This window comes from Nonomuraea endophytica (assembly GCF_014203235.1).
Classification (GTDB): Bacteria; Actinomycetota; Actinomycetes; order Streptosporangiales; family Streptosporangiaceae; genus Nonomuraea; species Nonomuraea endophytica.
Map to the genome: position 1 here is coordinate 350,112 of NZ_JACHIN010000010.1, position 26,221 is coordinate 376,332.

18 protein-coding genes and 4 pseudogenes are annotated in these 26,221 nt (G+C 70.0%); 7 read left to right on the plus strand and 15 right to left on the minus strand.

What is annotated here, in order from left to right; genetic code table 11:
* Positions 1-53 precede the first annotated feature (53 nt).
* Positions 54-212, plus strand: coding sequence for a hypothetical protein (locus HNR40_RS55230; RefSeq protein WP_184968997.1), 159 nt, complete (start codon positions 54-56; stop codon positions 210-212).
* 43 nt (positions 213-255) lie between these two features.
* Here the strand turns inward: HNR40_RS55230 and HNR40_RS57915 are convergent.
* Positions 256-432, minus strand: a pseudogene (locus HNR40_RS57915) (hypothetical protein); the annotation flags it as partial.
* A 158-nt stretch (positions 433-590) separates the two neighbouring features.
* Here HNR40_RS57915 and HNR40_RS34415 point away from each other — a divergent pair.
* Together HNR40_RS34415 and HNR40_RS34420 are read left to right on the plus strand one after the other, a co-directional pair.
* Positions 591-1,037, plus strand: a complete 447-nt coding sequence (locus HNR40_RS34415; protein ID WP_184968841.1) for a hypothetical protein — start codon at positions 591-593, stop codon at positions 1,035-1,037.
* Positions 1,038-1,234: 197 nt separating this feature from the next.
* Complete coding sequence (locus HNR40_RS34420; RefSeq protein ID WP_184968843.1) at positions 1,235-1,435, plus strand: DUF1883 domain-containing protein; 201 nt, start codon at positions 1,235-1,237, stop codon at positions 1,433-1,435.
* Between the two features lie 224 nt (positions 1,436-1,659).
* Here the strand turns inward: HNR40_RS34420 and HNR40_RS34425 are convergent, their stop codons facing one another.
* The 3 genes from HNR40_RS34425 to HNR40_RS34435 all read right to left on the minus strand — a co-directional run bounded on the left by HNR40_RS34425 (position 1,660) and on the right by HNR40_RS34435 (position 4,111).
* Positions 1,660-2,151 (minus strand): hypothetical protein, encoded by a 492-nt coding sequence (locus HNR40_RS34425; protein ID WP_184968845.1) that lies wholly within the window; start codon positions 2,149-2,151, stop codon positions 1,660-1,662.
* Positions 2,152-2,366: 215 nt separating this feature from the next.
* Positions 2,367-3,200: an alpha/beta hydrolase gene (locus HNR40_RS34430; RefSeq protein WP_184968847.1), complete on the minus strand. Its 834-nt coding sequence runs from the start codon at positions 3,198-3,200 to the stop codon at positions 2,367-2,369.
* Positions 3,197-4,111, minus strand: coding sequence for an alpha/beta hydrolase (locus tag HNR40_RS34435; RefSeq protein WP_184968849.1), 915 nt, complete (start codon positions 4,109-4,111; stop codon positions 3,197-3,199). Before HNR40_RS34435 ends, HNR40_RS34430 begins: the two co-directional genes overlap by 4 nt.
* An 80-nt stretch (positions 4,112-4,191) precedes the next feature.
* On the opposite strand from HNR40_RS34435, the gene HNR40_RS34440 reads away from it, so the two are divergent.
* On the plus strand, positions 4,192-6,930 hold the full coding sequence (locus HNR40_RS34440) for a helix-turn-helix transcriptional regulator (protein ID WP_184968850.1): 2,739 nt from the start codon (positions 4,192-4,194) through the stop codon (positions 6,928-6,930).
* A gap of 149 nt (positions 6,931-7,079) precedes the next feature.
* On the opposite strand, the pseudogene HNR40_RS34445 reads toward HNR40_RS34440, so the two are convergent.
* Together HNR40_RS34445 and HNR40_RS34450 are read right to left on the minus strand one after the other, a co-directional pair.
* Positions 7,080-7,883, minus strand: a pseudogene (locus HNR40_RS34445) (Tn3 family transposase); the annotation flags it as partial.
* A 268-nt stretch (positions 7,884-8,151) separates the two neighbouring features.
* Positions 8,152-8,637, minus strand: a complete 486-nt coding sequence (locus HNR40_RS34450; RefSeq protein ID WP_184968983.1) for a DUF4265 domain-containing protein — start codon at positions 8,635-8,637, stop codon at positions 8,152-8,154.
* Positions 8,638-8,796: 159 nt separating this feature from the next.
* On the opposite strand from HNR40_RS34450, the pseudogene HNR40_RS34455 reads away from it, so the two are divergent.
* Positions 8,797-10,179: pseudogene (locus HNR40_RS34455) on the plus strand (ISL3 family transposase).
* 337 nt (positions 10,180-10,516) lie between these two features.
* Here HNR40_RS34455 and HNR40_RS34460 read toward each other — a convergent pair.
* From HNR40_RS34460 to HNR40_RS34475, 4 genes and pseudogenes are all read right to left on the minus strand, one after another.
* Entirely contained in the window at positions 10,517-10,810 is a 294-nt protein-coding gene (locus HNR40_RS34460; RefSeq protein WP_184968851.1) for a hypothetical protein, read from the minus strand.
* Between the two features lie 519 nt (positions 10,811-11,329).
* A complete protein-coding gene (locus tag HNR40_RS34465) occupies positions 11,330-12,301 on the minus strand; it encodes an alpha/beta hydrolase (protein WP_184968852.1) in 972 nt (323 codons plus the stop codon).
* Between the two features lie 15 nt (positions 12,302-12,316).
* The gene (locus HNR40_RS34470; RefSeq protein WP_184968853.1) at positions 12,317-13,666 is read right to left on the minus strand and encodes an alpha-L-fucosidase; all 1,350 of its coding nucleotides are present in this window, start codon (positions 13,664-13,666) and stop codon (positions 12,317-12,319) included.
* Positions 13,667-13,803: 137 nt separating this feature from the next.
* Positions 13,804-15,312: pseudogene (locus tag HNR40_RS34475) on the minus strand (AMP-binding protein); the annotation flags it as partial.
* A 128-nt stretch (positions 15,313-15,440) separates the two neighbouring features.
* Here HNR40_RS34475 and HNR40_RS34480 point away from each other — a divergent pair.
* Positions 15,441-16,310 (plus strand): helix-turn-helix transcriptional regulator, encoded by an 870-nt coding sequence (locus tag HNR40_RS34480; RefSeq protein ID WP_312896624.1) that lies wholly within the window; start codon positions 15,441-15,443, stop codon positions 16,308-16,310.
* 191 nt (positions 16,311-16,501) lie between these two features.
* Here HNR40_RS34480 and HNR40_RS34485 read toward each other — a convergent pair whose 3' ends face one another.
* The gene (locus HNR40_RS34485; protein ID WP_221341176.1) at positions 16,502-17,029 is read right to left on the minus strand and encodes an NAD-dependent epimerase/dehydratase family protein; all 528 of its coding nucleotides are present in this window, start codon (positions 17,027-17,029) and stop codon (positions 16,502-16,504) included.
* A 66-nt stretch (positions 17,030-17,095) separates the two neighbouring features.
* A complete protein-coding gene (locus tag HNR40_RS34490) occupies positions 17,096-18,589 on the minus strand; it encodes an alpha/beta hydrolase (RefSeq protein WP_184968854.1) in 1,494 nt (497 codons plus the stop codon).
* 247 nt (positions 18,590-18,836) lie between these two features.
* On the opposite strand from HNR40_RS34490, the gene HNR40_RS34495 reads away from it, so the two are divergent.
* The gene (locus HNR40_RS34495) at positions 18,837-20,420 is read left to right on the plus strand and encodes an ABC transporter substrate-binding protein (RefSeq protein WP_184968855.1); all 1,584 of its coding nucleotides are present in this window, start codon (positions 18,837-18,839) and stop codon (positions 20,418-20,420) included.
* Here the strand turns inward: HNR40_RS34495 and HNR40_RS57465 are convergent.
* The 3 genes from HNR40_RS57465 to HNR40_RS34510 form a co-directional block, all read right to left on the minus strand.
* Positions 20,413-22,191: a S9 family peptidase gene (locus tag HNR40_RS57465; protein ID WP_184968857.1), complete on the minus strand. Its 1,779-nt coding sequence runs from the start codon at positions 22,189-22,191 to the stop codon at positions 20,413-20,415. The genes HNR40_RS34495 and HNR40_RS57465 overlap by 8 nt on opposite strands.
* Before the next feature lie 2 nt (positions 22,192-22,193).
* The gene (locus tag HNR40_RS34505; protein WP_184968859.1) at positions 22,194-24,431 is read right to left on the minus strand and encodes a S9 family peptidase; all 2,238 of its coding nucleotides are present in this window, start codon (positions 24,429-24,431) and stop codon (positions 22,194-22,196) included.
* Positions 24,432-24,527: 96 nt separating this feature from the next.
* Positions 24,528-26,210, minus strand: coding sequence for a CocE/NonD family hydrolase (locus HNR40_RS34510; protein ID WP_184968861.1), 1,683 nt, complete (start codon positions 26,208-26,210; stop codon positions 24,528-24,530).
* Between the last annotated feature and the right edge of the window lie 11 nt (positions 26,211-26,221).

Consider the following 26,221-nt stretch of genomic DNA (forward strand, 5'->3'; position numbering starts at 1 on the left):
ACCGAGGAACAGCTGAGCTCGGGGTCGTAGAGCAGGGCGCGCGGGATCTGGTGGTGCTCGGACACCGCCGCCGCAAGGACGATGGAGCCGCCGGGCAGCGGGCTGGGCAGGGCCTGCTGCGGGCCGGGCTGGACGACGTCGCGCATCACGTCTCCACGTCCGCGGCCGCCGTGGTGATGCCGAGCATGCCCGGATCGGCTCGGTTGGGATGAGGATCTTGCGGCCGACGCGCAGCGCGGGCAGCTCGCCGCGGGCGATGGCGTCGTAGGCGGCGGAGGGGTCGATGCCGAGCACGGCGGCCGCCTGCCGGACGGTCATCGTCGGCCGCTGCAGCCGGTCCGGCGGGTCCGCCTCCCGGTCGGTACCGACGGTGTCGGCGGGGGCGGGCTGTTGTGCGGCGGTGGGGGCCGGCGTAGGCCGGGGTGGGTTCATCTGGCTCTACATACTCACATTTCCGCTTCACGTCTTTCCACGTGTGTCACTGCAGGTCAGCGGCTTTCAGCGAGGTGAACTCATCGCGGGCGCGTCACCCGTCGCCAGCGCCGCCTCGCTGACAGCATGGGGCCTTCCCCTTCGTCTGGAGGTTGCCCGTGTCCCGCCCGAAATACCGTCTCACCTGCTGCCTGTGCGGCAAGTTCATCCCGCTGGCCTCCGACGTCTACCCTCTGAACGCCGAGTGGCAGCGCCGCTTCCCGCGGATGAAGGGCACGCTGGCCTGCGGGTGCGCCGTGAACACCTCCTGGCAGTGCCGAGGCCAGGGCGATCGCTTCATGCCGGGGCACATCCCCGCCCGCGACTACGACGGCACGCCCAGACCCACGAGCCGCGACCACGACGCCTGGAGCCACATCGGCACGCCCGCCACGCATGTCGCCGCAGTCTTGATCAGCCCCTGGTCGGGGATGCTGCAAGGGGCCCAGGAGTACCTGCGCCACGTGGCGCAGGCCCGGAGCGCCGACCCTGAGGTGGCCAGCGACCTGCGCACGGTGATCGAGGAGTGGGATATCCGTCAGACCTGGCCGACCGCCGCGCGATAGGACGTCGACGTCAGGCTCACGGCCCGGCTCCGGCGATCCGGGTCGCCGGCCGTGTGGTGCGGGCGGTCAGCTCGGCGAGCTCGTTCTCTCCACCGGTCACCAGGCCAGCCGCCCGGGTCGACCTCTGGCCCGTCGATGCGCGTCAACGTCCTGCGGCCGGCTTTCGGTCCCTGGCGTGTCCGGGTTACCAATGAGGTATGCAGCACCTGTACTGGGACCTCGGATCGGTCGCGTTCGGCGCCCGCTTCGAGGTGGAACTGCGCGGCTCGTCCTGCCGGGTGTGCCTGATGGACGCCGAGGAGTACCAGGCATACCTCGACCAGGACGCCTACGAGTACTACGGCGGCTTCTACGACGCCAGCCCCGTCGAGTTGGAGGTGCCCTACGACGACGACTGATACCTGGTCGTCGACAGCTATGGCGGGCGGGTCAAAGTCTGGGTCAGCCAGCTCTTCGACTGAGCGTGCCGACCCGGGTCCTGCCGCGCACGCGCGTAGGGGTGTCTGGAAAGTACGGAAATGCCGGGGCGAGCGGGCTTGTCAGGCCTGTCGCAGGTGCGGCAGGTGGTGGGTCAGGGTGCGGGCGTGGCCGATGAGCAGAGCGGGCATCTCATCGCCGACCTTCAGCAGGGCGGTGGCCTCGGCGTCGAGCCGAACCATGACGGCAGCAGCGGCGTCTCGTAGGCGAGCCAGGTGCCGTGCCACAGCCGACGCCGGCGGGCCTCCGGCCAGTAGCTCTCGATGAGGGCCGGCTCGCCGTCATCGCCGAAGTGGACCGACAGGCCCAGCCGCTCGGCGAACGCCTCCCCGCCCACTCTCGCCGTATCCGGGGGCTGGTACGCGTGCATGCTCACGGCCATCTCGGCGAGCTCGCGCTCACGCTGGGGCAAGGGCGTCAGGCGGGCCTGCGTGTCGGCGGGCATGTTCCCGCTCGGCGGGCTGGCCACCAGCCTGCCCAAGGACAGCGCCGTGCCGGCCAGCGCGGACACGACGGCCTGGGCGGCGACGTCGGCCCACCAGGAGGCGAACTCCAGCAGCTGCCGCACACACCGCTCCTCGGCCTGTTCGGCCGCCATCTCCCGGGCCCCGCACAAGACCAGACGCGGATGCAGCACGATCCGTTCCCCGGCATTCGGGGGCGCCAGCTGTTTCCGTTCTGAGGCCAGCTCGCGCTGCAGCCGCAGGGCCTGCACGTGCTCGGCGGGGCGCTCTCGGCTATCAGCAACGGCCAGGTCAGATGATCGACACGACCGATTACGGGCTGAATTGTGCCAGTAAGGCGGCCGCGAGCGCGGCGACGACCTTGCGGATCATGGCAGACGGCTCCTGATCAGATGAAGCGCCGGACGAACGACAGCGCGGTGTCACAGACTTCACGCCAGCCGCCGTCGATGGTCAGGGAGTGGCCGCGTCCCTTTATCTCGATGATCTCGGTGACGTGGTGGGTGTTGCGGGCCTGCTTGCCGTAGGAGGCGTTGGCGATGGCCCAGGGGACGGTGTGGTCCTTCTCCCCGGAAATGATCAGCAGCGGGCCCCGGTCGGCGGTGGTGCTGTCGACCTTGGTCTCACTCCACGGGTTGAAGTTGGCCACGGCGGCTTGGAACAGCGGCGCGCCCGGTGCCGGGACCGAGAAGGTGTCGTACAGCTCGCGGGCCTCTTCCTCGCTGACGGCGTTGGCGAAGGCGTAGCGGAACTGGTCGTAGGTCAGCGGTACCGCGCGGTGGATGTTGACCGGGTTGGTCAAGACCGGGGCCGCGGCTCGCAGGGAGGAGAACGGCAGCGGCAGCACGCCCTGGAAGGGGGCCGGGTCGATCGCCACGGACGCGCAGGCGAGGCCGCGTCCAGCGAGGATCTGGGTGAGCAGTCCGCCGAAGGAGTGACCGATGACGACCGGCCTGCGTTCCAGCTTGCCGATGAGGTCGGCGAAGTGGTCGGCGACCTGGCCGACGCTCTTGTCCGCGAACACTTCGGGGTGCTGCTTGGCCTCGGCGACGGTGTGCGGGTCGTCGGGCCAGCCGGGGGTGACGGGTGCGAAGCCGGCCTCGTCGAAGACCTGAGCCCACCGGTCCCAGCTGGAGGGCAGCAGCCACAGGCCGTGCACGAAGACGACGGGGATCTTGCCGGTGGTGTTGGCGTGCTGGATGAGCTGCAGATCGTGGCTCATGACAGGGCTCCCTTGAGGAAGGTGATGGCCTGGGTGATGGCGGCCTGGGCGGCGTGGGTGGCGCGCAGGGCGTTGAGCATGACGAAGTCGTGGATGATGCCCTGGTAGCGGACCGCGATGACCGGGACTCCCGCTTCGCGGAGTTTGTCGGCGTAGGCCTCACCCTCATCGCGCAGGACGTCGGCTTCGGCGGTGATGACCAGCGCGGGCGGCAGCCCGGCCAGGTCCGCGGTGGTGGCGCGCAGCGGCGAGGCGGTGATCTCGGCTCGCTGGGCGGGATCGGTGGTGTATTGGTCCCAGAACCACTGCATGCCGTCGCGGCGCAGGAAGTAGCCGGTGGTGAACTGGTGGTAGGAGTCGGTGTCGAAGCTCGCGTCGGTGACGGGGTAGAACAGCACCTGCGCCCTCAGCGGGATCTCGCCCTTGACCTGCAGGGTGAGGGCGGCGCTCATGTTGCCGCCGACCGAGTCCCCGGCGACCGCCATCCGCGAGGGGTCGAGCCCGAAGGTGGCGCCGTGCTGGACGACCCAGCGGGCGGCGGCCAGGTTCTGGTGGATCGCGGCCGGGTAGGGGGCCTCGGGCGCACGGTCGTAGTTGACGAACACCACGGCCGCGCCGACCCCCAGCGCCAGTTCCCGCGCCAGGCGGCCGTGGGTGTGGTCGTTGCCGAAGACCCAGCCGGCCCCGTGGATGTAGAGGATCACCGGCAACGGTCCAGCGGCGTCGGCCGGACGGAAGATCGTCAGATTGCCCGCCGTCTCGCGGGTGGTGCCGGGAACGTCGATTTCCGGCGTCTGGGCCTCGTCGACGGCCTTGCGGCCGTCCTCGACGGGGAGCTGGAACAGGTAGGGCGGGTTCGCGGTCGCGTCGGCGAAGGCCTGCGCCGCGCTCTCCAGTACGGGTTTGCTCATGCCAGAACCATCCACCGTGGACAGGATCGGTCGAATCCTTGGAAAACCCCAGTGACGGGGTGATCCCTTAGTCTTCAGCCATGGTTCTGCACGGCAGGAAGGCCGAAACCGCTGAGCCCGACGGCCTGCTGACCAGGGCCAGGGCGGGTTTGAGCGGGACTGTGGTCATCAGCGGACCGGCGGGCATCGGCAAGAGCGCCTTGCTCGACTACGCCACCACGACCGCCACCGACCTGCAGGTGGGCCGCACGGCGGGCGTCGAGGCCGAGCAGGAACTCGGATTCGCCGGGCTGCACCGCCTCCTGCTGCCCTTCCTCGGCCTGCGCGGGCGTTTGCCCGGGCCGCAGCGCGACGCGCTGGAGACCGCGTTCGGCCTGCTGCGCGCCGCCCCGCCCGACCGCTTCCTGGTCGGGCTCGCCGCATTGACCCTGCTCGCGGAGGCCGCCGCGACCAAGCCGGTGCTGGCCGTCTGCGACGACGCCCAGTGGATGGACCGCGAATCGCTGGAGGTGCTCGCCTTCATCGCCCGCCGCCTGCACGCCGACTCCATCGTCATGCTGTTCGGCGTCCGCGACCACGACACCGCCCTGGACAGCCTGACCGGGCTAGCGGAGCTGAGGCTGACCGGCCTGCCCGGCGATGAGGCACTCGCGCTGCTGCAGGCGAGCTTGAGCACCGAGGTCGACCGCGTGGTCGCCGCTCAGCGCGTGGCGGAAACCGACGGCAACCCGCTGGCGATCCTCGAACTGGGCCGCAGCCTGACCAGAGGAGAGGCCGCCGAACCGGCGTTCGGCCAGCCGCCGTCGCTGGATGGCAGGTTGAAGGAACGCTTCCTGCGCCAGGTCGTCGGCCTCGACACGCTGACCCAGCAGGTCCTGCTGGTCGCCGCCGCGGACGCCACCAGCGACCCGGCCCTTTTACGGCGGGCCATGGCACGCCTGGCCTCCGCCTCCCCGGCCGAGGTCGGCACCGCCCTCGAACGCGCCGAAGAAGCCGATCTGCTGACGGACGGAGCCCGTTTCCGGCATCCACTGATCCGCTCGGCGGTGTACGGCGGAGCCACCTCCTCCAGACGCAGGCAGGTCCACGCGGTGCTGGCCGAGGCCACCGACCCGGTAGGCGACGCGGACCGCCACGCCTGGCACCTGGCCGCCGCGGCCGACGGCCCAGACGAGGAGGTCGCCACCCGGCTGGAGGCCGGAGCCGATCGGGCCCGCGAACGCGGCGGCCACCTGGCCCAGGCAGCCTTCCTGCGGCGCGCCGCCGAGCTGACCCCGCCCGGCCCGCAGCGCAACGGACGGCTGCTCGCGGCCTGCGGCGCGGCCCTGACGGCCGGTGCTCCGCACCGGGCGGAAGAGCTTCTGGACCTGCTCACCCCGAACCTGGGTGTGCCGTTCCTGGACGCTTTCGCGATGCGGTTGCGCGGCTTCCTCAACGTCATGCTGGGCCGCCAGGGCGCTGTGACGCTGCTGCTCCAGGCTGCCCAGACGCTCGGCGAACTGGATCCCCGCGCCGGGCAGGAGACCCTGCTGGAGGCCATGGATGCGGCGATCGTGGTGGCCAGGATCGGCCCGGGCATGAGCGCGAAACAGGTGGCGCAAGCGGCACTGGCGGCCCCGCGCGCCGTACCGGATGAGCCCAATGAGCCCGGCGTCGGCGGCCTGCTGCTGGCCGCGCACGCCACGCTGATCTCGGTCGGCTACGCCGAGGCGGTGCCGTTGATGAGGCAGGGGCTGGGCGCCATGCAGGCGGCTGGAGAGCACAGCGACGCCTCCCGCTGGTTCCTGCTCGGCGCGGTCCTGGCCCTGGACCTGTGGGACGTCGACGCCCTCGGCGCCGGCTCCCTCCGCTTCTCCGCCGCGGCCCGTCGGCAAGGAGCTCTGCGGATGCTCCAGGCGGGAGCTCACGGTTCAGCCACGCACGCCCTGCTGTGCGGCCGGTTCGCCGCCGCCGAGGCGCACTTCGCGGAGTTCATGGACATCGCCGCAGCGATCGGCGCCGACCTGCGTTTCGCGGGCACGAGCGACGTCATGCTGCACGCCTGGCGCGGCGATCGCGAAAAGACCCTGGCCGCCGTGGCGGTGCAGGCCGGGCCCGAGTCCGAACAGCCGGGCGGGCTGCAGGTGCAATTCGCGCGGACCGCGCTGGTGCTGCTGGAACTCGGCCACCGCCGCTACGCCCAAGCCCAGGCAGCCGCCGAGATCGTCTACGCCAGCGACCCTCCCCACTACGGCGGCGGCGTGCTGCCGGACCTGGTGGAGGCCGCGGTGCGCAACGACGACCTCGACACGGCGCAGCGCGCTCTGGTACGGCTGAGCGAGCGCGCCGAAGCGAGCGCCACCCCCTGGGCGCTGGGCCTGCTTGCCCGCGGCCAGGCGCTGGTCACCGGCGACGAACAACTCTATCTGCGTGCGCACGAGCTTCTGGCCGCCACGCCGCTGGCTCCCGAGCGCGCCCGCACTCACCTGCTCTACGGCGAGTGGCTACGCCGCCGTCACCGTCGAAGCGAGGCCAGGCAGCAACTGCGGGCAGCCCATGAGCTGTTCGCCGGCATGGGAGCGGCCGCCTTCGCCGAGCGAGCCCGCATCGAGCTGGCCGCCACCGGGGAGCACGCCCGGACCCGCGATCCCAGCACCGTCCGCACCCTGACCCCGCAGGAACTGCGGGTGGCGCAACTGGCCGCCGCTGGCGCCACCAACCAGGAGATCGCCGCCGAGTTGTTCATCAGCGCGAGCACCGTGGAGTACCACCTGCGCAAGGTGTTCAGAAAGCTCGACGTCACCTCACGCAGGCAGCTGAAGAACGTCATGGACGCGTGAACGGGCACGCACTGCGTAGACAAAATCGGGGCCTTGGCATCCGGCGCACGGCCCAAGCCGGAAAGGCCCACCCGTCATCGCCAAGCGGTCGCCGTATCGACACACCTACGCGGGGCGGGCTCCCGCGAGGTCCTCACTCGACATCTGGCTCAGGGCACCAGCCCAAGCTGACGAAGCTGCGCCGGCCGCAAGGGGCGCCACCCTCCGGTGTCGAGCTCCGCCTTGACGTCGACGTGGATGACGCCGAAGAAGTTGATGTTGTCGCTGTGGCCGGGCGAGATGTGCGATAGCAGTTCATCAGGAACGTCCCGGCCCTGGGCTCGAAGTTCCACCACCGCCAGCGGATAGTACTCGTTGGTCCAAGCCGCGACGGAGTTGGTCAGCAGGGTCAGGCACCAGGCCTGCTCGCTCTGTTGTTCCAGGTGTGGCCGGGTGATGGTGCCCTGCTGGGCGTAGTGCAGGTCGCGGCGCAGTGCGTGCAGGCTCTCGCCCTTGTTCAGCTGCCGGGAGATCTTCCTCCTGAACGCCGGGTCCGACAGGTATTTGGCCAGGTGGACGGTCCTGCGCAGCATGCCCCACTCCTTCAGGGCAGCGGTCAGGGTGTTCTGCCGGGAGGCAGCCGACCACGTGCCGACGATGAGGGAGGCGGTGGCCTGGCCGTACTTCAGCGAGCCGGCCATGCGCAGCAGGTCCGGCCAGCAGGCGGCCACCAGGTCCTCATTCCAGCGGGCGCCCAGCAGCGGCCCGGCGAGCGGATAGCGTTTGGCGATCTCGGTCGGGGTGTCGCGCACCAGCGTGACCAGGGACAGGTCGCGCACGCGCGGGGTGAGCGCCTTGCCGGCCAGGTCGAACAACGCGAAGTTGATCAGGGTGGCGCCGTGGTTGTCGGTCGCGTGCTCGGTGATCGGCAGATCGGTGGCGTTGCCGAGGAAGTCGTCCAGGACGAAGTGCGCCTCCCGCGCCGTACGTCGACCACTGGTCGGAGACGTGGGTGTAGGTGGACAGCACCTGGCCGCCGTGGATGACCATGGTGCGGCCGGTCAGCGTCTTACCGCGGACGGCGGTCGCAGCACTCGTCGACCGCCTCGCCGACGTGCCCACACCTGCCGGTCCCACCCCCAACCAACTCGGCGCCGACAGCGCCTTTGTTTCACTCACCGATCTGCGAGCCACCCTCCCAGGAGGCGGATCATGAAAACCATCGCGCAGGACCAGCGACACTCAGCCGGGATCGAGAACGCGCCACACCTCGGTAACACAACCCTCCTCATAATCCCACCAACCGTCCTGCCCCTCCACGAGGAGCCGCTTCGCTCCAGCAAGATCCGCTGCGGGAGGAATGTTCAGCGCCACCAGGCCGAACCGCTCAAGCCCTTCCCCCTCAACGCCCAGCGGCGCGAACAGATTGAGGACAGTGTTCAGGTCACCCTCGAGGTCGCCGTCACGGTCTGGGACCACCCGGATCGTGCAGTTACCGGAGAACTCCACGACTTCCTTCGCCCAAACGGTGCCCTCAGCGTCCGCTTCGACGCGCACCACATCGCCGCAAGCGACTCCGCGGGCGAAGAAGGGGATGTTGTCCAGCCTTACCAGACCTGGACCAGCGGGGACAGCCCACAAACGCTCAGACCCGGCTGGCGGCCATCCGTTCTCGTCCTGCTCAAGCTCGAACACCACACGCACATGCGTGGTCGCAGCGCTGTTCATCACCGCAACAGGATGCCCTACGGGCACAGATCATCCCCCTGGCGCTCAGATCCCACAGCAGCCAGAGATGAAGATCGTTATCTTATATGGGACTGTCTAGGTAACGGCTCTGGCCCGTAATCGGTGGTGGTGTTGGGTGATCACCTGCCAGGGTGAGCCGTGCTGAAGATCAGCGATCTTACGGATGTGGTGTTTGCAGGCCTATCTGCCCTGGTCATCGAGGGTGTGAAGGACGAGAACAATCTCATTCGGGTCATGACCCGTACTCGAGATAAGCCGGTGCCGTGCCCGGTGTGCGGGACGCTGACCGGCCGGGTGCACGGCTACTACAGCCGGACCGTGGCCGACGTCCCGGTCGACGGTCGGCGGGTGGTGGTTTCGGTACGAGGACGGTGTCTGCTCTGCCCAGCAGGGGAATGTGCTCGGCAGACGTTTCGTGAACAGGTTCCCGGGCTGCTGGAGCGCTACCATCGTCGCACCAGCAGGCTCACCGGCCAGCTGGGCGCCGTGGTCACCGAGCTGGCCGGGCGGGCGGGCGGGCGGGCGGGCGCTCGGCTTTCGGCGGTCCTGGCGTCACGGTCTCCAGATCCAGGGCATTGCGGCTGCTCATGCGGCTGCCACTGCCATCGCTGCGGACCCCGCGTGTGCTGGGTGTCGATGACTTCGCGCTCAAGCGCCGCCACCGTTATGCCACCGTCCTGACCGACGCCGAGACCGGCGAGCGCATCGACGTCCTGCCCAGCCGCGGTGCCGACGCCTTGGAGGCCTGGCTACGTTCCCATCCCGGGGTCGAGATCGTGTGCCGCGATGGGTCGGGCGCCTATGGTGAGGCAAGTCGGGCGCCTATGGTGACCTGTTGGACAAGGGCGTCGGCCTGCTGGAGTGCGCCCGCCGGCTGAACCTGTCCCTCAACACCGTCAAGCGCTACGCCCGCACCCGCGACCCGACGCCTTACGGCGCGCTCCGCGCTACCGGCCCACGCTCGTCGATCCTTACCGCGATCACCTGCGAGCACGGCGCGCCACTGACCCCGCCATGGCAGTCCAGCAGCTCTTCCGCGAGATCAAGGAACTCGGCTCCACCGGCAGCCAAAACCTGCTCTACCGCTACATCACCCAAGGCCGAGCCGAAGGAGATCGACCCGTCACCACCCCGCGGCACCTGGCCCGGCTCCTGCTCACCCACCCCGACCGGCGACGCGACAGCGACACCCAACTACTGCAGGAACTCACCGCCGCCTGTCCCGAACCGACCACACTCACCCGCCTGGTCCGCGACTTCGCCGCACTCCTCACCCCGGCCGACGGCAATGACGCCAAGCTCACCGTCTGGATCACCACCCTCCGCGCCGCTGACCTGCCCTATCTGCATGGCTTCGACAACGGCCTCGCGCTCGACCGCGACGCCGTGAGCGCCGCTCTCACCCTGCCGCACCACAACGGCCGGACCGAAGGCGTCAACACCCGCACGAAGAGGATCATGCGCGAGATGCACGGCCGCGCCGGCTTCGACCTTCTGCGCCACCGCATCTTGCTGCATTAAAGATCACTCAACGCCACCACCGATTACGGGCCAGAGCCGGTGTTTTTTGTTGTTCTTACGGTCCCTGTCGGACCCCAGTGGCTTCAGCGTGAATGAACGTCTTCACGACGGAACCCACTGGGCTTCGGCAGCTCATGATCAGGATCGGGTGGAGTTCAGCATGGAGCTCACGAGATGTCTGTGGGACACGACACCGATGACAGTCCGCTGTAGGTACAGGAGCCCCCACCAGAGTGTTGGGCGTCACGAGATGTCAGTGGGAAACGACATCGGATGACGGTGCGCGCGTCAGGTGATGATGACAGTGGAAGCGTCGCTGTCGGTGATTGCGGATCCACTACCGGACTCGCTGAGTAGGGCTGAGGCCGAGTTCGTTTTCGATCTGGTCGCAGGTGTCGCGGATCCGGTAGTAGTTGCCGCGCAGGTTCGGGCGTCGGCCGTCTTGGCGGGCGAGGGTGGCCACGAGGTGGATGTGGTCACGGGCGTGCCGGAGCGCGATCCATCGGCAGGCTTCGACGTCGCCGAGGGGCGCGATGCCGGCGGCGTCCAGGAGGAGCACGGCGACGTGGGCCCATTCGACGTCGGCCAGAGGCCGGTCGGTGCGGGCGGTGAGCGTGGTGCAGTGCCACACATGCCGGCGCAGCGGGGTACGGCGTGACGTACACCGGCAGGTCGAGGTGGGCGGCCAGCATGTCGAGGGTGGAGACGCCGGTGGCGGGGTCGGGCTCGAAGGAGTCCCAGGCGGCGATGAGGTGCGGTTTGGTTTGCCGCTCGTAGCGGCTCTTGCCCGGGCCGTACAGGTCGCGCAGCAGCGCGCGGGTGCGGGAGCCGGGACCGGGGCGCACCATCGCGATCATGTCGGGCCGCCTTCCAGCGCGCGTGTCGACGAGGGCGTCGGCGGCGTCTTCGGGGTGCCGGTAGCTTGGGCCGAGAATCCAGCGAACCTGCCTCTGACCTGCGACTATTCCAGCTCTAGGATGATCGACGATCTCTGCCGCCAGTGTTCGTGCCGGTTCTGGCGCTTACATGGCGGCTGGTGGGGGTTGGCGAACCCGTTCTCTGTGGTGAGCAGCTGGAACGGCTGCGGCCGGATGGGGAAACTCCCGATCAGCCGAGGGACGTTGCCCGGCCCCGTCTGTTGTTGTTCGTGCTATGTGGAGGCGGGGGGACGGTGCGGGGAGGAGGGCGCCTGCTCGCTTGGCAGATGACGGCGCTGCGCCTTGGTGAGTTCTGCCAGGGCGAGGGCGGTGTCGGAGAACAGGCCGGGCACGTTGGCGAAGCCGTGCACCATCCGGGGATAGTCGAACAGGTCGACCGGGACTCCGGCTTGCCGCAGGCGCTCGGCGTACCAGACGCCGTCGTCGTGGAGCGGATCGTGGCCGGCTACGACGATCGCCGCGAGCGGCAGTCCTCTGTGGTCGGTCGCGTGAAGGGGCGAAACCCCTGGGTCCGTGCGGTTGATGCCGGGGGGCAGGTAGTGGTGGTAGGCGTTGCGGACACCGGCCGCAGTGAGCCAGGGGGCGTTGGCGTTGACGCGATGCGACGGCGCCGACATGGTGGCGTCTGTGGCGGGATAGAGCAGGGCTTGGTGACGGATCGCCGGGCCGCGACGATCTCGCGCGAGCAGGGTCACGCCGGCGGCCAGGTTGCCTCCCGCGCTCTCACCGGCCACGGCGATGCGTGCGGCGTCGCCGCCGAGCGCGGCCGCGTTCTCGCTCACCCAGACGAGCGCGGCGTAGCAGTCCTCAAGGCCGGCGGGGTAGGGATGTGCGGGTGCCAGGCGATAGTCGACCGACACCACGATCGCCCCAGTCCCTTCCGCGATGGTCGAGCAGATGAAGTCCGCCTCTCGCGGGCTGCCCGACACCCAGCCGCCGCCGTGGAAGTGCACCACCATGGCACCGTTCCCGGAGGTGGGTGTGTGGATGCGCAGAGTGATCGGGCCGCCTGGCCCGTCGATCACGCGCTGGTGGGTCATGGCTGTCATGCGGCCGCTCTTGGCGCGCGTCTTCTGCTGTTGCTTGGTCAGCTGCTCGGCCGTGGCCGTGGCCAGCCGGGGCCCGGCCAGCAGCGGGATCTTCCAGATGATGCGGGCGATGAGCGGCGGCTTGGCGCCTGACATGCTGTCTCCCCCTCTTTATACGGAACGAAGGTCGAACGTCACCTGGAGCGGGGTGGCGGCAGGGTTGACCGGCATGGTGAGGATGACACCCTTGTCGGCCACCTGCGCCGATGCTGGCATACCGCCGGTGAAACGGGCCGATCCCGCGTCGATGCGGGCAGGATCTGTCTCGAGTGTCACGGCGGATGCGGTGGTCGAGATGAAGGCGTGGACCTGCCGGCCGGTTCGCGTCCAACGCACCCAGGGCTCGGCGGCGGGTTTGGCGATGTCGCCGGTGACGGGGGTCGATCCGAACACCGATGGACCGTTGACCGCGTTCCACGTGGCGAGCTCGGTGAGGGTTCTGCGTTGCAGGGTGGGTACGGTTCCGTCCTGCGTCAGCCCGACGTTGAGCAGCAGGTTGCCGCCGCGCGAGACGACGTCGACGAAGTGCCGGATCGCTTCGGGGCCGCTCAGGCAATGGCTCTCGTCCTCCTGCTGGTTGTAGCCGAAGGAGTAGCCGGTGCCGCGCGTGTTCTCCCACATGCCCGCGCCCTCGATGGCGCGCCCGTGCTGATACTCGCTCGTACGGAAGTCCCAGTGGGTCTCGCCCCACCGGTCGTTGACGACACCGTCCGGGGCAGCGGCGTAGAAGGCTTCGAACAGGCGCACGAGGCTTTTGGGTCCCTCGGGCTTGCCGGCGTCCGGCCATTCGATGTCGCCCCAGAGCACGTCCGGCCGGTAGCGGGCGATCAGGGCGGACACATGATCGTAGGCATAGTCGGCGTAGGCCCGGTCGATCGGGCGCGCGGCGAAGGAGGTCTCGTCGGTGATGGGCGGGCTGTGGCTGAAGTGCCAGTCGAGTCCGCCGGAGTAGTACACGCCGAACCGCATGCCGGCCGCGCGCGCCGCCGTACCGAACTCACCGATGAGATCTCGGCGCGGACCGCGATGCACCGTGTTGCGTTCGCCCGTGCCGGGCGCCTCCCACAGGGTGACGCCGTCGTGGTGCTTGGCCGTCGGCACGACGTAGCCGGCGCCAGTGGCGGCGATGAGTGCCATGAACTCCCCGGCGTCGAAGTTCTTGGCCGTCCATTGGTCGAGGAAGTCGTCGTAGGGCGCGCCGCCGTGCACGTCGCGGTGGTGTTCGGCCGCGGGGCTGCCGGGCACGCGGATGGTGTTGTGGTACCACTCGGCGTAGGGGTTGTGCTTGAAGAAGTGCGCCAGGTCCATCGTGCCGGACGCGCCGATCGGCTCCGCCCACGCGGGCACCGAGAAGGGTCCCCAATGAACGAAGATGCCGAGTTTGGCGTCGCTGAACCAGCGTGGCGTCTCTCGCTCGAACTTGCGGTACGGCTCCGCTCGCTGCGGGGCGTCTTGGAACATGGTTTCTCCGTTTTGGGATGGCGGCTAGAGGCTTGAAGCTGAACGTCGCAGCAGGAAACGCTGGATCTTGCCGCTGGGCGTTTGGGCAGTTCCGGCAGGAAGTGGATGGCCCGCGGGTAGGCGTGGGCGGCGAAGCGCGTCTTGACCGATCGCTGGAGTTCGGCGACGAGTTCTCCGCTGGGCTGGACAGTGGGCCGGAGCACGACGAAGGCGACGAGCACCTCGCCACGTAGGTCGTCGGGTGCACCGACCACCGCCACCTCGGCGACGGCCTCGTGCCGGGCGAGCACGCTTTCGACGTCGAACGGTCCGATGCGGTAGCCGGCCATCACGATGACGTCGTCGTCGCGGGCGGCGAAGAACAGGTGACCGTCCTGGTCCGTGGCCGCGGTGTCGCCGGTGTAGTACCAGCGGCGGTCGCGGCTGAACCGTTGAGCCGTATGGTCGGGCGCGTCCTGGTAGCCGGAGAACCACATCAGGGGGCTGTTGGCGCAGTTGACCGCGACTCGGCCGATCTCGCCTGGTTCGGCGGGGGTGTCGTCGTCGAGGCGTAGTGTCTGGACCGTCCATCCGGGAAGGGCGCGTCCCATGGACCCGGGTGGCGATGGGCTGCGCAGGGCCGGATGCCAGGCGTTGGCGATCACCATGCCGAGCTCGGTCTGTCCGTAGTGGTCCAGGACGGGCACACCCAGAGTCTGTTCGGCCCAGGGGCTGACTTCGGGGGTGAGCGGCTCGCCTGCGGAGGAGCAGTGTCGCAGCCGCAGGCCGCCCGGGACCGGAGTGTCGGCCTGTCGCAGGGCCCGGTACACGGTCGGCGCCGCCGCGAAGTTGGTGACCGCGAAGCGCGACAGCACCGACCAGGTCAACTCGGCGGAGAACCCGGCGTGCAGCAGGAGGCTGGTCCGGCCGAGGGCGAGCGGAGCGACGATGGCGTAGTACAGGCCGTAGGCCCAGCCGGGATCGGCGGCGTTCCAGAACACGTCCGAAGGCTGATGGTCCAGGCCGTACTCCTGATACATCGCCAGCGCCGCGACGGCGCGCAGCGGGACGGGCACGCCCTTGGGCGATCCGGTCGTGCCGGAGGTGAACAACTCGATCAGGGGCGCATCGCCTCCGGCGGCGACATCGCGTTCCAGTGGCGGGTGGCCGGCGACCAACTCGGCGAAGGCCAGATCCTCGCCGACGGCCGGCCCGGTGCTGATGACCTGCCACGGGGGGTTCGCGGGAAGGTCGGGGGACGGGTCGAGTTTGGCGCGCTGGTCGGTGTCGGTGATCACCACCTTGGTGGCGTTGCCGGTGATCCGGATCGCGATCGCCGACGGTGCGAACGCGGTGAACAAGGGCACGTGGACCGCGCCCAGCCGCCAGATGGCCAGCAGGGCGACGACCAGTTCGGCGGACTTGCCCATCAGCGTGGCGACCCGGTCTCCCCGGCCCACGCCCAGCTTCGCCAAGGCGCCGGCCAGGCGGGCCGAGGACTCGCGCAGTTCGCCGAACGTCAGATCCCGGCCGGACAGGTCCGGCTCGACGACGGTGAACGCCACGGCGTCGGCCGGGTACCTGTCACACAGCAGCTGCGCCGCGCAGGCCCGCGCCGAGCCGAAGCTCGCGAGCAACTGCTCCATGCGCTGTTTCGGGCTGGTCATCGCACTCCTTGAACACACCGTGAATCGACGCGTACGGTTAACCGCATGTTTCCCGGGCCGAGCCGGGGTGGACTACCCCCGGATGAGGGGAGGCCCCGCGGCGGCGCCCCTCATGCCGAGGAGGCGCCGTGATCACCGGCCCGACGTCGCCGGCCGACGACAGCCGGCTGATCGGCCGCGCCCTGGCCGTCCTGCGCGACAGCACCGGGTTGCCACTCGCCTTTGGCGGCGTGGTCACCGCACGCGGGCAGGTACGGCTCGAAGAGTTCGCCGGCATCACCAACGGCGCGTTGCGCGGCGTGGTGCTCAACTTCGGCCTCGGTCTCGGCGGCAAGGTGGTCGCCCTGCGGCGCCCGCTGGCGGTCAACGACTACGTCGCCACCGACCGGATCAGCCACGAGTACGACCGCGTGATCACCGCCGAAGGCCTGCGCGCCATGGTGGCGGCACCGGTCGTGGTGCGCCGCACGGTGCGCGCGGTGATGTACGGAGCGGTGCACCAGCCCCTGCCGCTCGGCGATCGCGCCGTCCAGGCGGTAGTGAGCGCCGCCCGCGACCTGGAGCAGGAGCTGGCGGTGCGTGACGAGATCGCCCGCCACCTGGCGTGGCTCGGCGAGCGCAGGACCACGGCGGAACAGGCGCCGGCGCCCATGACGCACCAGTGGGAGAAGGTCCGGCAGGCGTACGCGGAACTGCGCGTCCTGGCGCAGCAGATCACCGACCCGGACACGCGTGAGCGGTTCGACGCCGCGTGCGACAAGCTCGCCGCCGCACGCCATTCCGCCGACGGCCCCATCGCCGGGCCGGCGCTGTCGCCCCGGGAACTGGACGTGCTGGCCTGCGTCGCCGTCGGGCAGAGCAACACCGACGCCGCCGCCGAGCTCGGCCTCAGCGTGGAGACGGTGAAGAGCTACCTGCGCAGCGCCACCCGCAAGCTCGGATCCCGCTCCCGCCTGGAAGCGGTCGTCGCCGCCCGTCGCCTCGGTCTCCTGCCGTAGGAAAACAGGGACAGCTCCTTATCCGGCTGCGTGAGGGCCTTGGCCGAGGGCGGATGCGTTGATGTCCCGGCTCCGGAGTACGGCGTGGGGCGCACCGTCGTGGGCAACGTTGATCATGGCGAGGCCGAGGTGTTCGGTGGTGGTGACGTGGTGGGGCGCCAATCTTCCCAGCAGGGGATAGAGGGGAGTGGTCACCGCGTACAGGACAGGGTATCGGCGGGTTCTGGAGGTGATGCCGTGCGGCGGCTGGACGTATTCGGGGCGGAAGATGTACGTGCGCATCGGCAGCGTGAGCAGGTGGTTCTCGGTCCTGCCCCTGACCCGGGCCCACATGATCGGCCCTGTTCGGAGCTGTCGGCTCCCTGGCCGGAGACGTGCACGAAGGTGAGGTCCGGGTTCACCGCGGACAGGGCGCGGGCCACGGTGAGGGCCAGGTCATGGGTGATGCGTGTGTAGGCTTCCTCGGCCATGCCCGCGGAGGAGACGCCGAGGCAGAAGAAGCAGGCGTCATACCCGGACAGTTCATCGTCGGCGCCGGCCCGGGTCATCAGCTCTGCCAGGTCCCCGTGGACGATCTCCCGTAGCTTCGGATGCGTGATGCCCGTCGGCGCACGGCCGATCACCAGAACCTCGGTCACCCTGTTGTCGCGCGGGCACTCGCGCAGCACGCCCTGACCGACCATGCCTGTCGCTCCGAAAACCATCGCCTTCATCAGCATGCCTTTCGTGGGGCACCTCGCGTGGAGGGAACCCAGACCTCAAAATCTCTATTTGAGGCCGTCGATTTACTTCGGGCAGCTGGCGTCGGGGGCAGGGACCTTGCTGCGGAGAAGGTAGTCCTCGACGTGGTTGGTCACGCAGGGTCCGCCGGTGGGGTAGGAGCCGTGGCTGTCGCCTTCGTAGGTGAGGATGACGGCGTTCTTGAGCTTGCGGGCGAGCCGCGCGGCTCCGGCGGGCGGTGCGGCGGCGTCGTTCGTGGCCGTGATCACCAGTATGGGAGCGGATCCGGTGTAGTTGATCGTCTGTCCCGCGGGCTGGTATGGGACGGGCCATTGTGAGCAGACGGCGCTGTAGGCGAAGGGGGATCGCATGGGCCCGAACAGCGGCGACCGGCGGGTGAGTCCGGCCTCTTGCCGCGCCAGTTCAGCGGGCGTCGATCGGCCCGGCAGGTCGACGCACTGCGTCGCGTAGTCTGCCAGCGCTGCCCTGAACGGGCTGCCCGGAGGGTAGCTGCCGTCGGCGGCCCGTCCGATGACGGCGTCCGCTGCCTCCAGCACGGGGGATCCCTTACCGCGGATGGCCTGGACGAGCGCGGACTCTAGTTCCCCCCACAGCGTGGGCGCGGCCGCGAGAGTGAGGACGTTCGTCGCCTGGGCCGCGGTGAGCGTGCGCTTGCCCACCTTGAGCGGTTGCCGGACGAGCCGCTGAATCCACCCTCTGATGGTGCGGTCGGCGGTGGCGGCGTCGCGGCCCAGCTCGCAGCCGTCCTTGACGCATCCGGCCAGAAAGCGCTCGTAGGGTTCCTGGCTGATACGACTGAGCAGCGCCCCCACGTCCTGGAGCGACAAGTCGGGGCTGACACCGGCGTCGAGCACCATCCGGCCGACCCTGGCCGGGAACTTCGTGGCGTACAGGCCGCCCAGGATGGTCCCGTAGGACAGGCCGTAGTAGGTGAGCTTGTCCTGCCCGAGGGCCGCGCGCACGCGGTCCAGGTCTCCGGCCACGTTGGCGAGCCCGGCGTGCGGCATGATCCGGCCCGACTCCTTCTCGCAGGCGCGGATGAAGGCCGCGTTCGCGCGCAGGAACCTCGTGCGCGCGGCGGGGCCCTGGATGCCGGGGTCAAGGGCGAGGAAGCGATCCGCCGTCCGGTCTGATCCACAGCTCAGCGGCACCGACCCGCCGGAGCCGCGCCGGTCGAAGCTGACCAGGTCGTAACGGGTGCGCAGGGCCGCGTACTGGGGCACGCGGGCGGCGAAGTCGAGCACGTCGTGGCCGCCACCACCGAAGTTGAACACCATCGAGCCCACGCGCTCCCCGGTGGCCTTGGCGCGGATCAACGCGAGGTCGATCGTGCCTTTCCCGGGCGCGCCATGATCGAGGGGTACGGCCAGCTTGCCGCACTCCAGGTCCTTCGCCGGCTCCGGCAGGCTCGTACATCTTCCCCAGGAGATCGCGGGCGCGGCGGCGTTGGCGGTGACCGGGTTGAGGGCCGTGCTCAGCACGGCTAGGGCGCACGCCGCGAGCAGCGCGCGACGTCGAGAGGGAGAAGGGAATGTCATGAATCCCAACCCTTCCAAGCCCACGCCCGGCGCGTCGTCCTCCTGGTGAACGATTGTTCGTAGACCAAAGAAGCGGGTCACCGTAGTCGAAGGATGATGCCGATCTCCGCCGATCAGTGGTCTCCTCGAGGTCGACCGGCGAATGTCCATCTGAACAGGGTGAACATCCGGCAAATGGCGGTCGAGCCGGAGATGATGACCTCCCTACTTTTGGTTCCCTGCGCTATCCATCATCAGGAGGTACATCATGTCCCGTCGCCGGAGATTGATCGCGGGAATGTGCGCCGGTGGGCTGGCCCTGACGGCCTGCGGAGCAGCCGGTGGCGACCGGTCCGGAGGCAACGAGGAACCCAGCCGGGACGGCACCTTCCGGATGGCCGAGTTCGGGAAGATCGCGAGCTTCAATCCGCTGTCCACCTCGGGCAACCTCTACGCGAGATTCGCCTACGACTCGCTGGTCTTCACCTCCGGCCCCCAGGTTCTTCCCGGGCTTGCGGAGAAGTGGACTGCCACGGCGACCGAGGCGGCCTTCACCCTGCGCGGCGATGTGACGTGCGACGACGGGACCCGGCTGCGGGCGGCGGACGTGGCCGCGACCCTGCGCGTCCTGCGGGATCCGAAGTATGCGAGCCAGATCGATCCGTCTCTGCTGGCCGGGCTCCCGAGCTTCACGGTCCGCGCCGACGACGCTGCCAGGTCGGTCACCGTGCGCACGTCCGCTCCCCACAGCTTCATCGTGCGCATCATCGGCAGCGTGCCGATCGTGTGCCCGAAGGGCTTGGCCGACCTCAAGGCACTCGACCAGAGGTCAGCCGGGACGGGCCCGTACGTGCTCAAGGACTATCGCGTGGGCGGCCCGTACACCTACACGGTGCGCAGGGGCTACCGGTGGGGGCCGGGCGACGCGACCACCGACGCGCCGGGGACACCGGCCACCATCGAGATCAAGCCGCTGAGCGACGTGGGCACGGCGGCGAATCTCCTGCTCACCGGGGGACTCAACGCGGCCGAAATCAGCGGCCCGCAGGCCGGCCGGCTCGGGGGGCGGCAGTTCGGCCGGGTCGACAGGCCGGCCACGGTGGGCTTCACCCAGTTCAACGAGCGTACCGGCCGGGCAACCCGGGAGGTGGAGGTCCGCCGGGCCCTGATCGCCGCTGTCGATCTCAACCAGGCGGCCAAGGTGGCCACCGGCGGGAAGGGCACCCGAGCCATGGCGATCATGCCGAGCGGCACGATGTGCCGGGCCGACACCGTCACCGGCAATCTGCCGAGCCATGACATCACGGCCGCCGGGCAGCTGCTCGACCAGGCGGGGTGGCGGCGCGGCGCCGACGGTGTCCGGGCCAGGAACGGAAGCCGGCTGAGCATCTCGGTGCTGGTGCCCGCCGACTTCGGGGAGACGCTGACCCCGCTGGCCGAGTTCATGATCCGCCAGTGGCGGTCGCTGGGGGTGGACGCCCGGCTCAACGCGCAGCCGCAGGCCGGGCTGGAGAGCACGCTCACCCGGAGTGCCGACTGGGATGTGTTCGTCTTCGGGCTGGCCGGCGACCAGAAGCTCCCGGTCATCGCAAGGTTCATGGAGAAGCCGCCGCCGGCGGGCGGCAACATCGGGGCGGTCAGCAACGCCGAGCAGGGCCGCCTCACCGCCGAGGCGCTCACCAGGCCCGAGGGGCAGGCGTGCCCGCTGTGGCAGCGAGCGGAGGCGGCCTTGATGCGCGACGCCGACGTGCTGCCGGTCGGCGAGGAGAGCATGCAGTTCTTCTCCTGGAAGGCCCGCTTCGACGTCGTCGAGGGCAGGGTCGTACCGACCAGCATCCGTCTGTTCACCTAGTGGTGGAGAGCGCCTTGGCGTAGAACGCGGCCTCGGCCTCCAAGCAGCGCGCCACCGCCTCGGGCCGGGCCAGCCCGTGTCCTTCGCCGGTCAGTGTCATGAACTCCACTTCCGCGCCGCGGCTTCGGAGGTCGTCCGCCAGCGCCTCCGTCCGCCGGGCGGGAGTGATCTGGTCGGCGAGCCCTTGGACGAGCAGCAGAGATCCGTGCAGCCCGGTCAGCGGAGGGAGGGGAGCGGCCCCGGTCAGCCGGTCGAGGAGGTGGGCGTAGAAGCCGGGTAGCTCGCTGACCAGGGCGTCCAGGTCGTGCCACGGGTGGTAGGCGGTGCCGGCGGCGAAGACCTCGTCGGTGTTCAGCGCCCTCAGTACGGTGAAGCCCGCCGCGCCGCATCCCCTGATGACCACGCGGGCCGGGTCCACGTCGCCGCGCGCCTGGAGGAATCTGACGACGTCGACCGCGTCGGCCACGTCGAGCTCTCCCAGTCGGCCGTTGAGCGCCTCACGGTAGTGGCGACCGTATCCGTTGCTGCCGCGGGGATTGAGGTCGGCCACGGCATAGCCGCGGCTGGCCCAGAAGAGCGGCGCGGTCAGGCCGGCGCGGTAGGTGCCCGTCGTCATCTCGGCCGGCCAGCCGCGTGCCATCACCACCAGTGGCGCCGGCCGCCGGGCCGGAACCGGGCGGTAGAGGTAGCCGTGCGTGGTTCCGCCGTCGCGGGCCGGGACGGAGAGGCTCTCCGGTGCGGCGCGCAGGACGCGGTCGGGCAGTTGCTCGGTGGCTCGCCGCAGCCGCCGCGGCGGCCGTCCTCCCGGCCGATGTTCCCAGACCCCGATCGGTTCGCCTGCTGAGCCGCCGAGGTAGGCGATGGAGCCCGCGGCGAAACGGGGCTGGTCGATCTGCCCCGAGGTTCGCAGCAGCACCTCGGCCGTCCCGCTCGCGCGGTCGATCCGCAGCAGCGTGCCCGTGCCGCCGGACCAGGCTCCGGTCACGACGTGCCGCTCGTTCGCGTCATAGGGGGCGGCGCCGATGGCTCCCGGTTCGCCCATCTCTACGGTCATGGCCGCGACGGGTCCCGACTCGGTGTGGATGTTCCACCAGCCGGAGCGGTCGGACATGAAGTGCAGGACGCCGTCCGGTGACCACCGAGGCCGACGTACGGCGACGCCATCGCCACCGGCGATCAGGCGTGCCGCCTGCCGCTCCGTGGGCGGGCGGTCCAGGGACACGGTGTACAGCCCGGTGCTGTCCCACGGCATGGACGGGTGGTCCCAGGCGATGTAGGCCAGTGTGGATCCGTCCGGGCTGACGCGCGGCGCGGAGAGAAAGTCGTGGCCGGTCACCAGGGTGCGCGGCGGCCCGCCGTACAGCGGGATGGCGGAGATCGAGATCGACGAAGAGGCGGTGTCCTCGCAGACGGCCAGGAGCCGATCTCGGGTGCGGTCTACGGTGAGGTCCGCATAGCGCCGCCCGTCGTCGCAGGTGAGCGGCTCGGGGGCGCCGCCCGGCGCGAGACGGAAGACTCGCTGGGTCGCGCCGTCGACGAAGTACGCCGTCCCGTCGGCGATGGTGGCGGCGGCCACCCCGCCCCCGTACACATGCGACTCGACCGTGTACGGGGGCGGGGTGAGGCACTCGGCCGTGCGGCCGGCTCTCATGAGGCGGCGCCCGTGGCCGGGAGCGTCTTCGACCCAGTAGAGGTCGTGGCCGTCGGCGATCAGCTCGGAGAACTCGGTTGTGCCGGCTGCGAGCAGGCGCGCCGGAACTGATGCGGACACCGCTACGCCAGATGGGTACGGAAGAAGGTGTCCATCTTCCGCTCGAAGTAGGCCATGTGCAGCGAGTCGAAAATGTGCCGCTGCTCCGGCAGGATGACGAAGTCGTGGACCTTCCCGGCCTGGATGAGGGCCTCGGACATCCGTACCGCCTCCGTCACGCAACCGGCATCGGCCGACCCGACCGCCAGCATGAACGCTCCCTCGACCGCGGACGCGAGCGGATAGGTGGACGCGAAGGCGTATCCCTCCGGGTTTTGCTGCGGCAGACCGAGGTAGCACTCGTAGAGGAGGCAGACGTACGGGTCGAAGCCGGGTGCGCTGGACACCGCGGCCCGGTAGACATCGGGCCGGTCGGCCAGGCATCGGAACGCTGAGTAGCCGCCCCAGCTGTGCCCGGTGATGCCGGCCCGGTCGCCGTCGATGAAGGAGTGCCGCTCGGCCAGCTGCTTGATCGCCCCGGCGTGGTCGTCGGCCAGGCAGTTGGCCCAGCGGCCGTAGATCTCGTCGTGGAAGGCCTTGGACCGCCCGGGGGTGCCGCGGGCGTCCAGGATGACGGTGATGTAGCCCTTGCGTGCCATCTGCCGCGCTTCGGCGGCCAGGGGGTCGTCCATCAGCGTGAACCAGTGGTGCGGGGCGACATTGACCTGCGGCCCGCCGTAGATGTGCTCAACGATCGGGTAGCTGCGGTCGGGGTCGAAGTCGTGGGGCTTGAACATGACGCCCCACAGCTGGGTGACGCCGTCTGCGGCGGTGACCGTGAACTCCTCGGCCGGGGTGTGGCCGAACTCCTCGAGCCGGCCGATGTCCGCACGGCCGATCTCGGCGATCAGGCTGCCGTCCATCCTGCGCAGCTCGTGCACCGGCGGCCGGTCCACGCGGGAGTGGCTGTCCAGAAACGCCGTGTTGGACGGCGCGAACTGGGCATCGTGGACGCCGCTGGCGACGGTCAGCCGCTCGACCGGTCCACCTTCGAGCGGAACCCGGCAGACGTGCACATCGTAGGGACGGTCCGGATCGTGCCGGGCGGTGAAATACGCCATGTCCTCATGAATCCGGATGAACTTGTCGACGCGCCACGCGCCGTCGGTGAGCTGACGGACCAGCCGGCCGTCGAGGTCGTAGAGGTAGAGGTGGTTCCATCCCGACCGCTCAGAGGCCCAGACCAGGTGCCTGCTGTCGGGCGCCGGCCACACTCCCAGCTTCCGCTCGAAGTAGACGTCGTGGAACATCCGCAGGAAGGTCTCACCGACCTCGGTGAACAAGGGACGGACCGCGCCGGTGGCAGGGTCGGCGGCGAGCAGGTCGATCCGGCGGCAGTCCCGGTGGATCTGGAAGATCAGGACAGCCGAGCTGTCGGGAAGCCATCCGGCGAACATCGGGTGGGTGTCCGCGGGGGTGTCCAGGGCGATCTCGACCGGTGCGCCGCCATAGACGTCCAGCACGTGCAGGGTGATGCGTTCCAGCGCCCCTCCGGCCCGCGAATGCGGAATCTCGACGACCTCCACGTCCCGGCCTCGATACCAGACCTGCCGGTCGACCGGGACGCCGCGGTGATCGACCTTGCGCACCGCGATCCGGGCGCCGTCCGGTGACCAGCTGGCCTGCGACCCGCCGCCCAGCCCCGTCGCCTCGGACCGCGGGTCCGACTGGTCGAAGCACCATTCGTGCTCGGGCGTCCCATCGTGGGTCAGCATGATGGAGCGGTTGTGGTTCACCGGCCGGATGGCGATGTCGTGGTCTCGGGTGGACAACAGGAACCGGCCGTCCGGGGAGAGCATTTCCGGGGTGGGGATCGGCTCGCTCATCTCGGCGGAGCGGGGATACATCCTGGGCTCGCCCAGATTGGCCACCTCGAGGAGCTGGTCGATGAGACCGGGCCCGGGTAGCCGTCCCACCTCCGACGTGCTCAGCTCAAGGACGAAGCCTTCCCCGCCGAGCGGGAATCCGATCGTGTCGGGTCCGAGGAACTCAAAGAACTCGAACGGGACGCCGGTACCCGGCGGCGTCGCCCCACCGGCCTCGTCGATGGCCTTGCGGACCGCCTCGACGTCGAACAACGGAGTCCTGGCACCGTCCGACAGGTTCACCCGCCACGCCTCACGCTGCGGTGCCGGCCCGCAGAGAAAGGCCACGCTCCCCCCGTCCGGTGACCACACCGGCTGGATGTGAACGTCGGTGACCAGCTCGTCAAGAAATGTGGAATAGCCGTCGAGCTCGGCGGCATCGTCGTTGACGGGCACGCGTTTCTCCTCTGCTGTGAATTGATCGTCTTGTCATGGTCGGTCGCGGAGATCGGCCCACGCGACGGGCAGATGCCTGCCGTACGGCCCGGCCGATCAGACATCTGCCGGTGACGCGTCAACCGGGCCGCGGACCGGAAGCTGAAGGCTGCACGCGGCCAGATCGAGACTCCACCCGGGCCGGCCGGAGCGGGGAACGGGGGCGAACGTCCCCCGGTCGGCGCCGGCCAGGGCGAGCCTGACCCGCTCGCCTCGCGGGATCACGACCGACAGCGGCAGGAGGGCGAACTCGATCGCCGCGAACCGGCCCGGGGTCATCGGCTCGGTGTCCCGGGCGAGGTGGCTGTGGTATGGCACCGCAGCGCCGGGCGCGGGCTCGTCGTGCGTCCGGCGATGGGTGAGCCGAAGGCATCCTTCGGTGAGGCAGCGCACTCGCCCGTCCGGCGCCACCGTCTCCAGGTAGGCGAAGACGGCGCCGTCCAGGTGGGTGGAGGCGAGCCGCAGGCGGACGACCGGCGCACCGGCCAGCGTGAGCGGCGCGGGCAGCGGCGCGCCGCTGTGGCACAGCAGCCTGGCGCCGGCCTCGCTGCGGTCGGGGAACAGCACGGGGTGGCCGGCGGAGCCGTTCAACTGATCCCACCGATTGCCGCCCGGGCCGGTCGTCGTCACGGGATCGACCCGATAGTGCGCCGTACCGGCTCCGGGCGTTTCGCCCAGGCTCCCGTCGGCCTGCGGGTACAGGTGTTTCGCCGTGGTGCCGGGCGGCGGCCACTCCGGCGTCTCCTCCAGGATCTCCGCGCCGATCGTCCAGAAGCGCAGCGTAGGCGCGGAAGGGGGAGCGTCGCCGGTCAGCTGTTCGCTGAGGAAGCGCACGGTTTCGGCTTCCTGGTCCGGTATCCCGGCCGGTGGCGGCCCCCCGCCGGCGTACGGGCTGACATGCAGGACACCGTGGTTCGACGACAGGATGGTGACCTGATCGGCACGGCTCGTCCCGCGGAAGTGTTCGAGTGCTCCCGCCGCCGTGGCCGCGTCGTACCAGCTTGCCCACAGGGAGATCGCCGCGGGCGAGCGCTCCAGCTCGGCCCGCCGCGCCCGGGGCGTGGTCTCCGGACCGCGGTCGTCGCGATGCTCCCACCCGGCGAACGCGTTCACGGCGGGCAGGGCGCCGGCGTGCTCGGCGAGCGCCCCGGCCAGCAACGTGCCGTCCCGATCCGCATCCACCCGCAGGACGTCCACCGGCACCGGCTCCCCTCCCGCCAGCTGAGCCAGCGGGCCGTAGTCGCCCCGGTCCAGCGCGTCCGCCGCGGCCGTCCAGCCTTCGAGGAAGCCGGTCAGCACCACCCCGCCGGGGTGCGTGAGCTGGGAGTAGGTGTCGTAGTCGGGGAACCTGGCCACCACCGCCCGGACCGCCGGATGACCTTCGGCGGCGAGCAGCAGCGCGGTGTTGGCGTCGTAGGACTTGCCCCAAGCGCCGACGGCACCGGTGCACCAGGGCCGCGCGACGACCCAGTCGGCCACCTCGGCCAGATCAGCGATCTCCCGTCGCGGCCAGCCAGGCGTCCAGGCGCCGTACGAGGCGCCGGTCCCGCGGACGTCCACGAGCACGAGGGCCAGCCCGGCGGCGGTGAAGCGCTCGACCTCGCCTTCACGCGGCAGCCGCCAGTAGCGGGTCGCCCTGATCACGGCGGGCACGGGTTCCCGGCCGCGCGGGCGATGGACGGTCACCGCGATGCGGGTCGCGTCGCTCGTCCGCACGTAGTGCGATGATTCGATCACCATGTGCTGCATCG

What these genes read in the sequence shown, in the direction of transcription:
- HNR40_RS34420 (WP_184968843.1), top strand. Translation starts at nt 1,235, where the DNA reads ATGCAGCACCTGTACTGGGACCTCGGATCGGTCGCGTTCGGCGCCCGC.
- HNR40_RS34430 (WP_184968847.1), bottom strand. Translation starts at nt 3,200, where the DNA reads ATGAGCCACGATCTGCAGCTCATCCAGCACGCCAACACCACCGGCAAG.
- HNR40_RS34435 (WP_184968849.1), bottom strand. Translation starts at nt 4,111, where the DNA reads ATGAGCAAACCCGTACTGGAGAGCGCGGCGCAGGCCTTCGCCGACGCG.
- HNR40_RS34440 (WP_184968850.1), top strand. Translation starts at nt 4,192, where the DNA reads ATGGTTCTGCACGGCAGGAAGGCCGAAACCGCTGAGCCCGACGGCCTG.
- HNR40_RS34450 (WP_184968983.1), bottom strand. Translation starts at nt 8,637, where the DNA reads ATGAACAGCGCTGCGACCACGCATGTGCGTGTGGTGTTCGAGCTTGAG.
- HNR40_RS34465 (WP_184968852.1), bottom strand. Translation starts at nt 12,301, where the DNA reads ATGTCAGGCGCCAAGCCGCCGCTCATCGCCCGCATCATCTGGAAGATC.
- HNR40_RS34470 (WP_184968853.1), bottom strand. Translation starts at nt 13,666, where the DNA reads ATGTTCCAAGACGCCCCGCAGCGAGCGGAGCCGTACCGCAAGTTCGAG.
- HNR40_RS34485 (WP_221341176.1), bottom strand. Translation starts at nt 17,029, where the DNA reads ATGCTGATGAAGGCGATGGTTTTCGGAGCGACAGGCATGGTCGGTCAG.
- HNR40_RS34490 (WP_184968854.1), bottom strand. Translation starts at nt 18,589, where the DNA reads ATGACATTCCCTTCTCCCTCTCGACGTCGCGCGCTGCTCGCGGCGTGC.
- HNR40_RS34495 (WP_184968855.1), top strand. Translation starts at nt 18,837, where the DNA reads ATGTCCCGTCGCCGGAGATTGATCGCGGGAATGTGCGCCGGTGGGCTG.
- HNR40_RS34510 (WP_184968861.1), bottom strand. Translation starts at nt 26,210, where the DNA reads ATGGTGATCGAATCATCGCACTACGTGCGGACGAGCGACGCGACCCGC.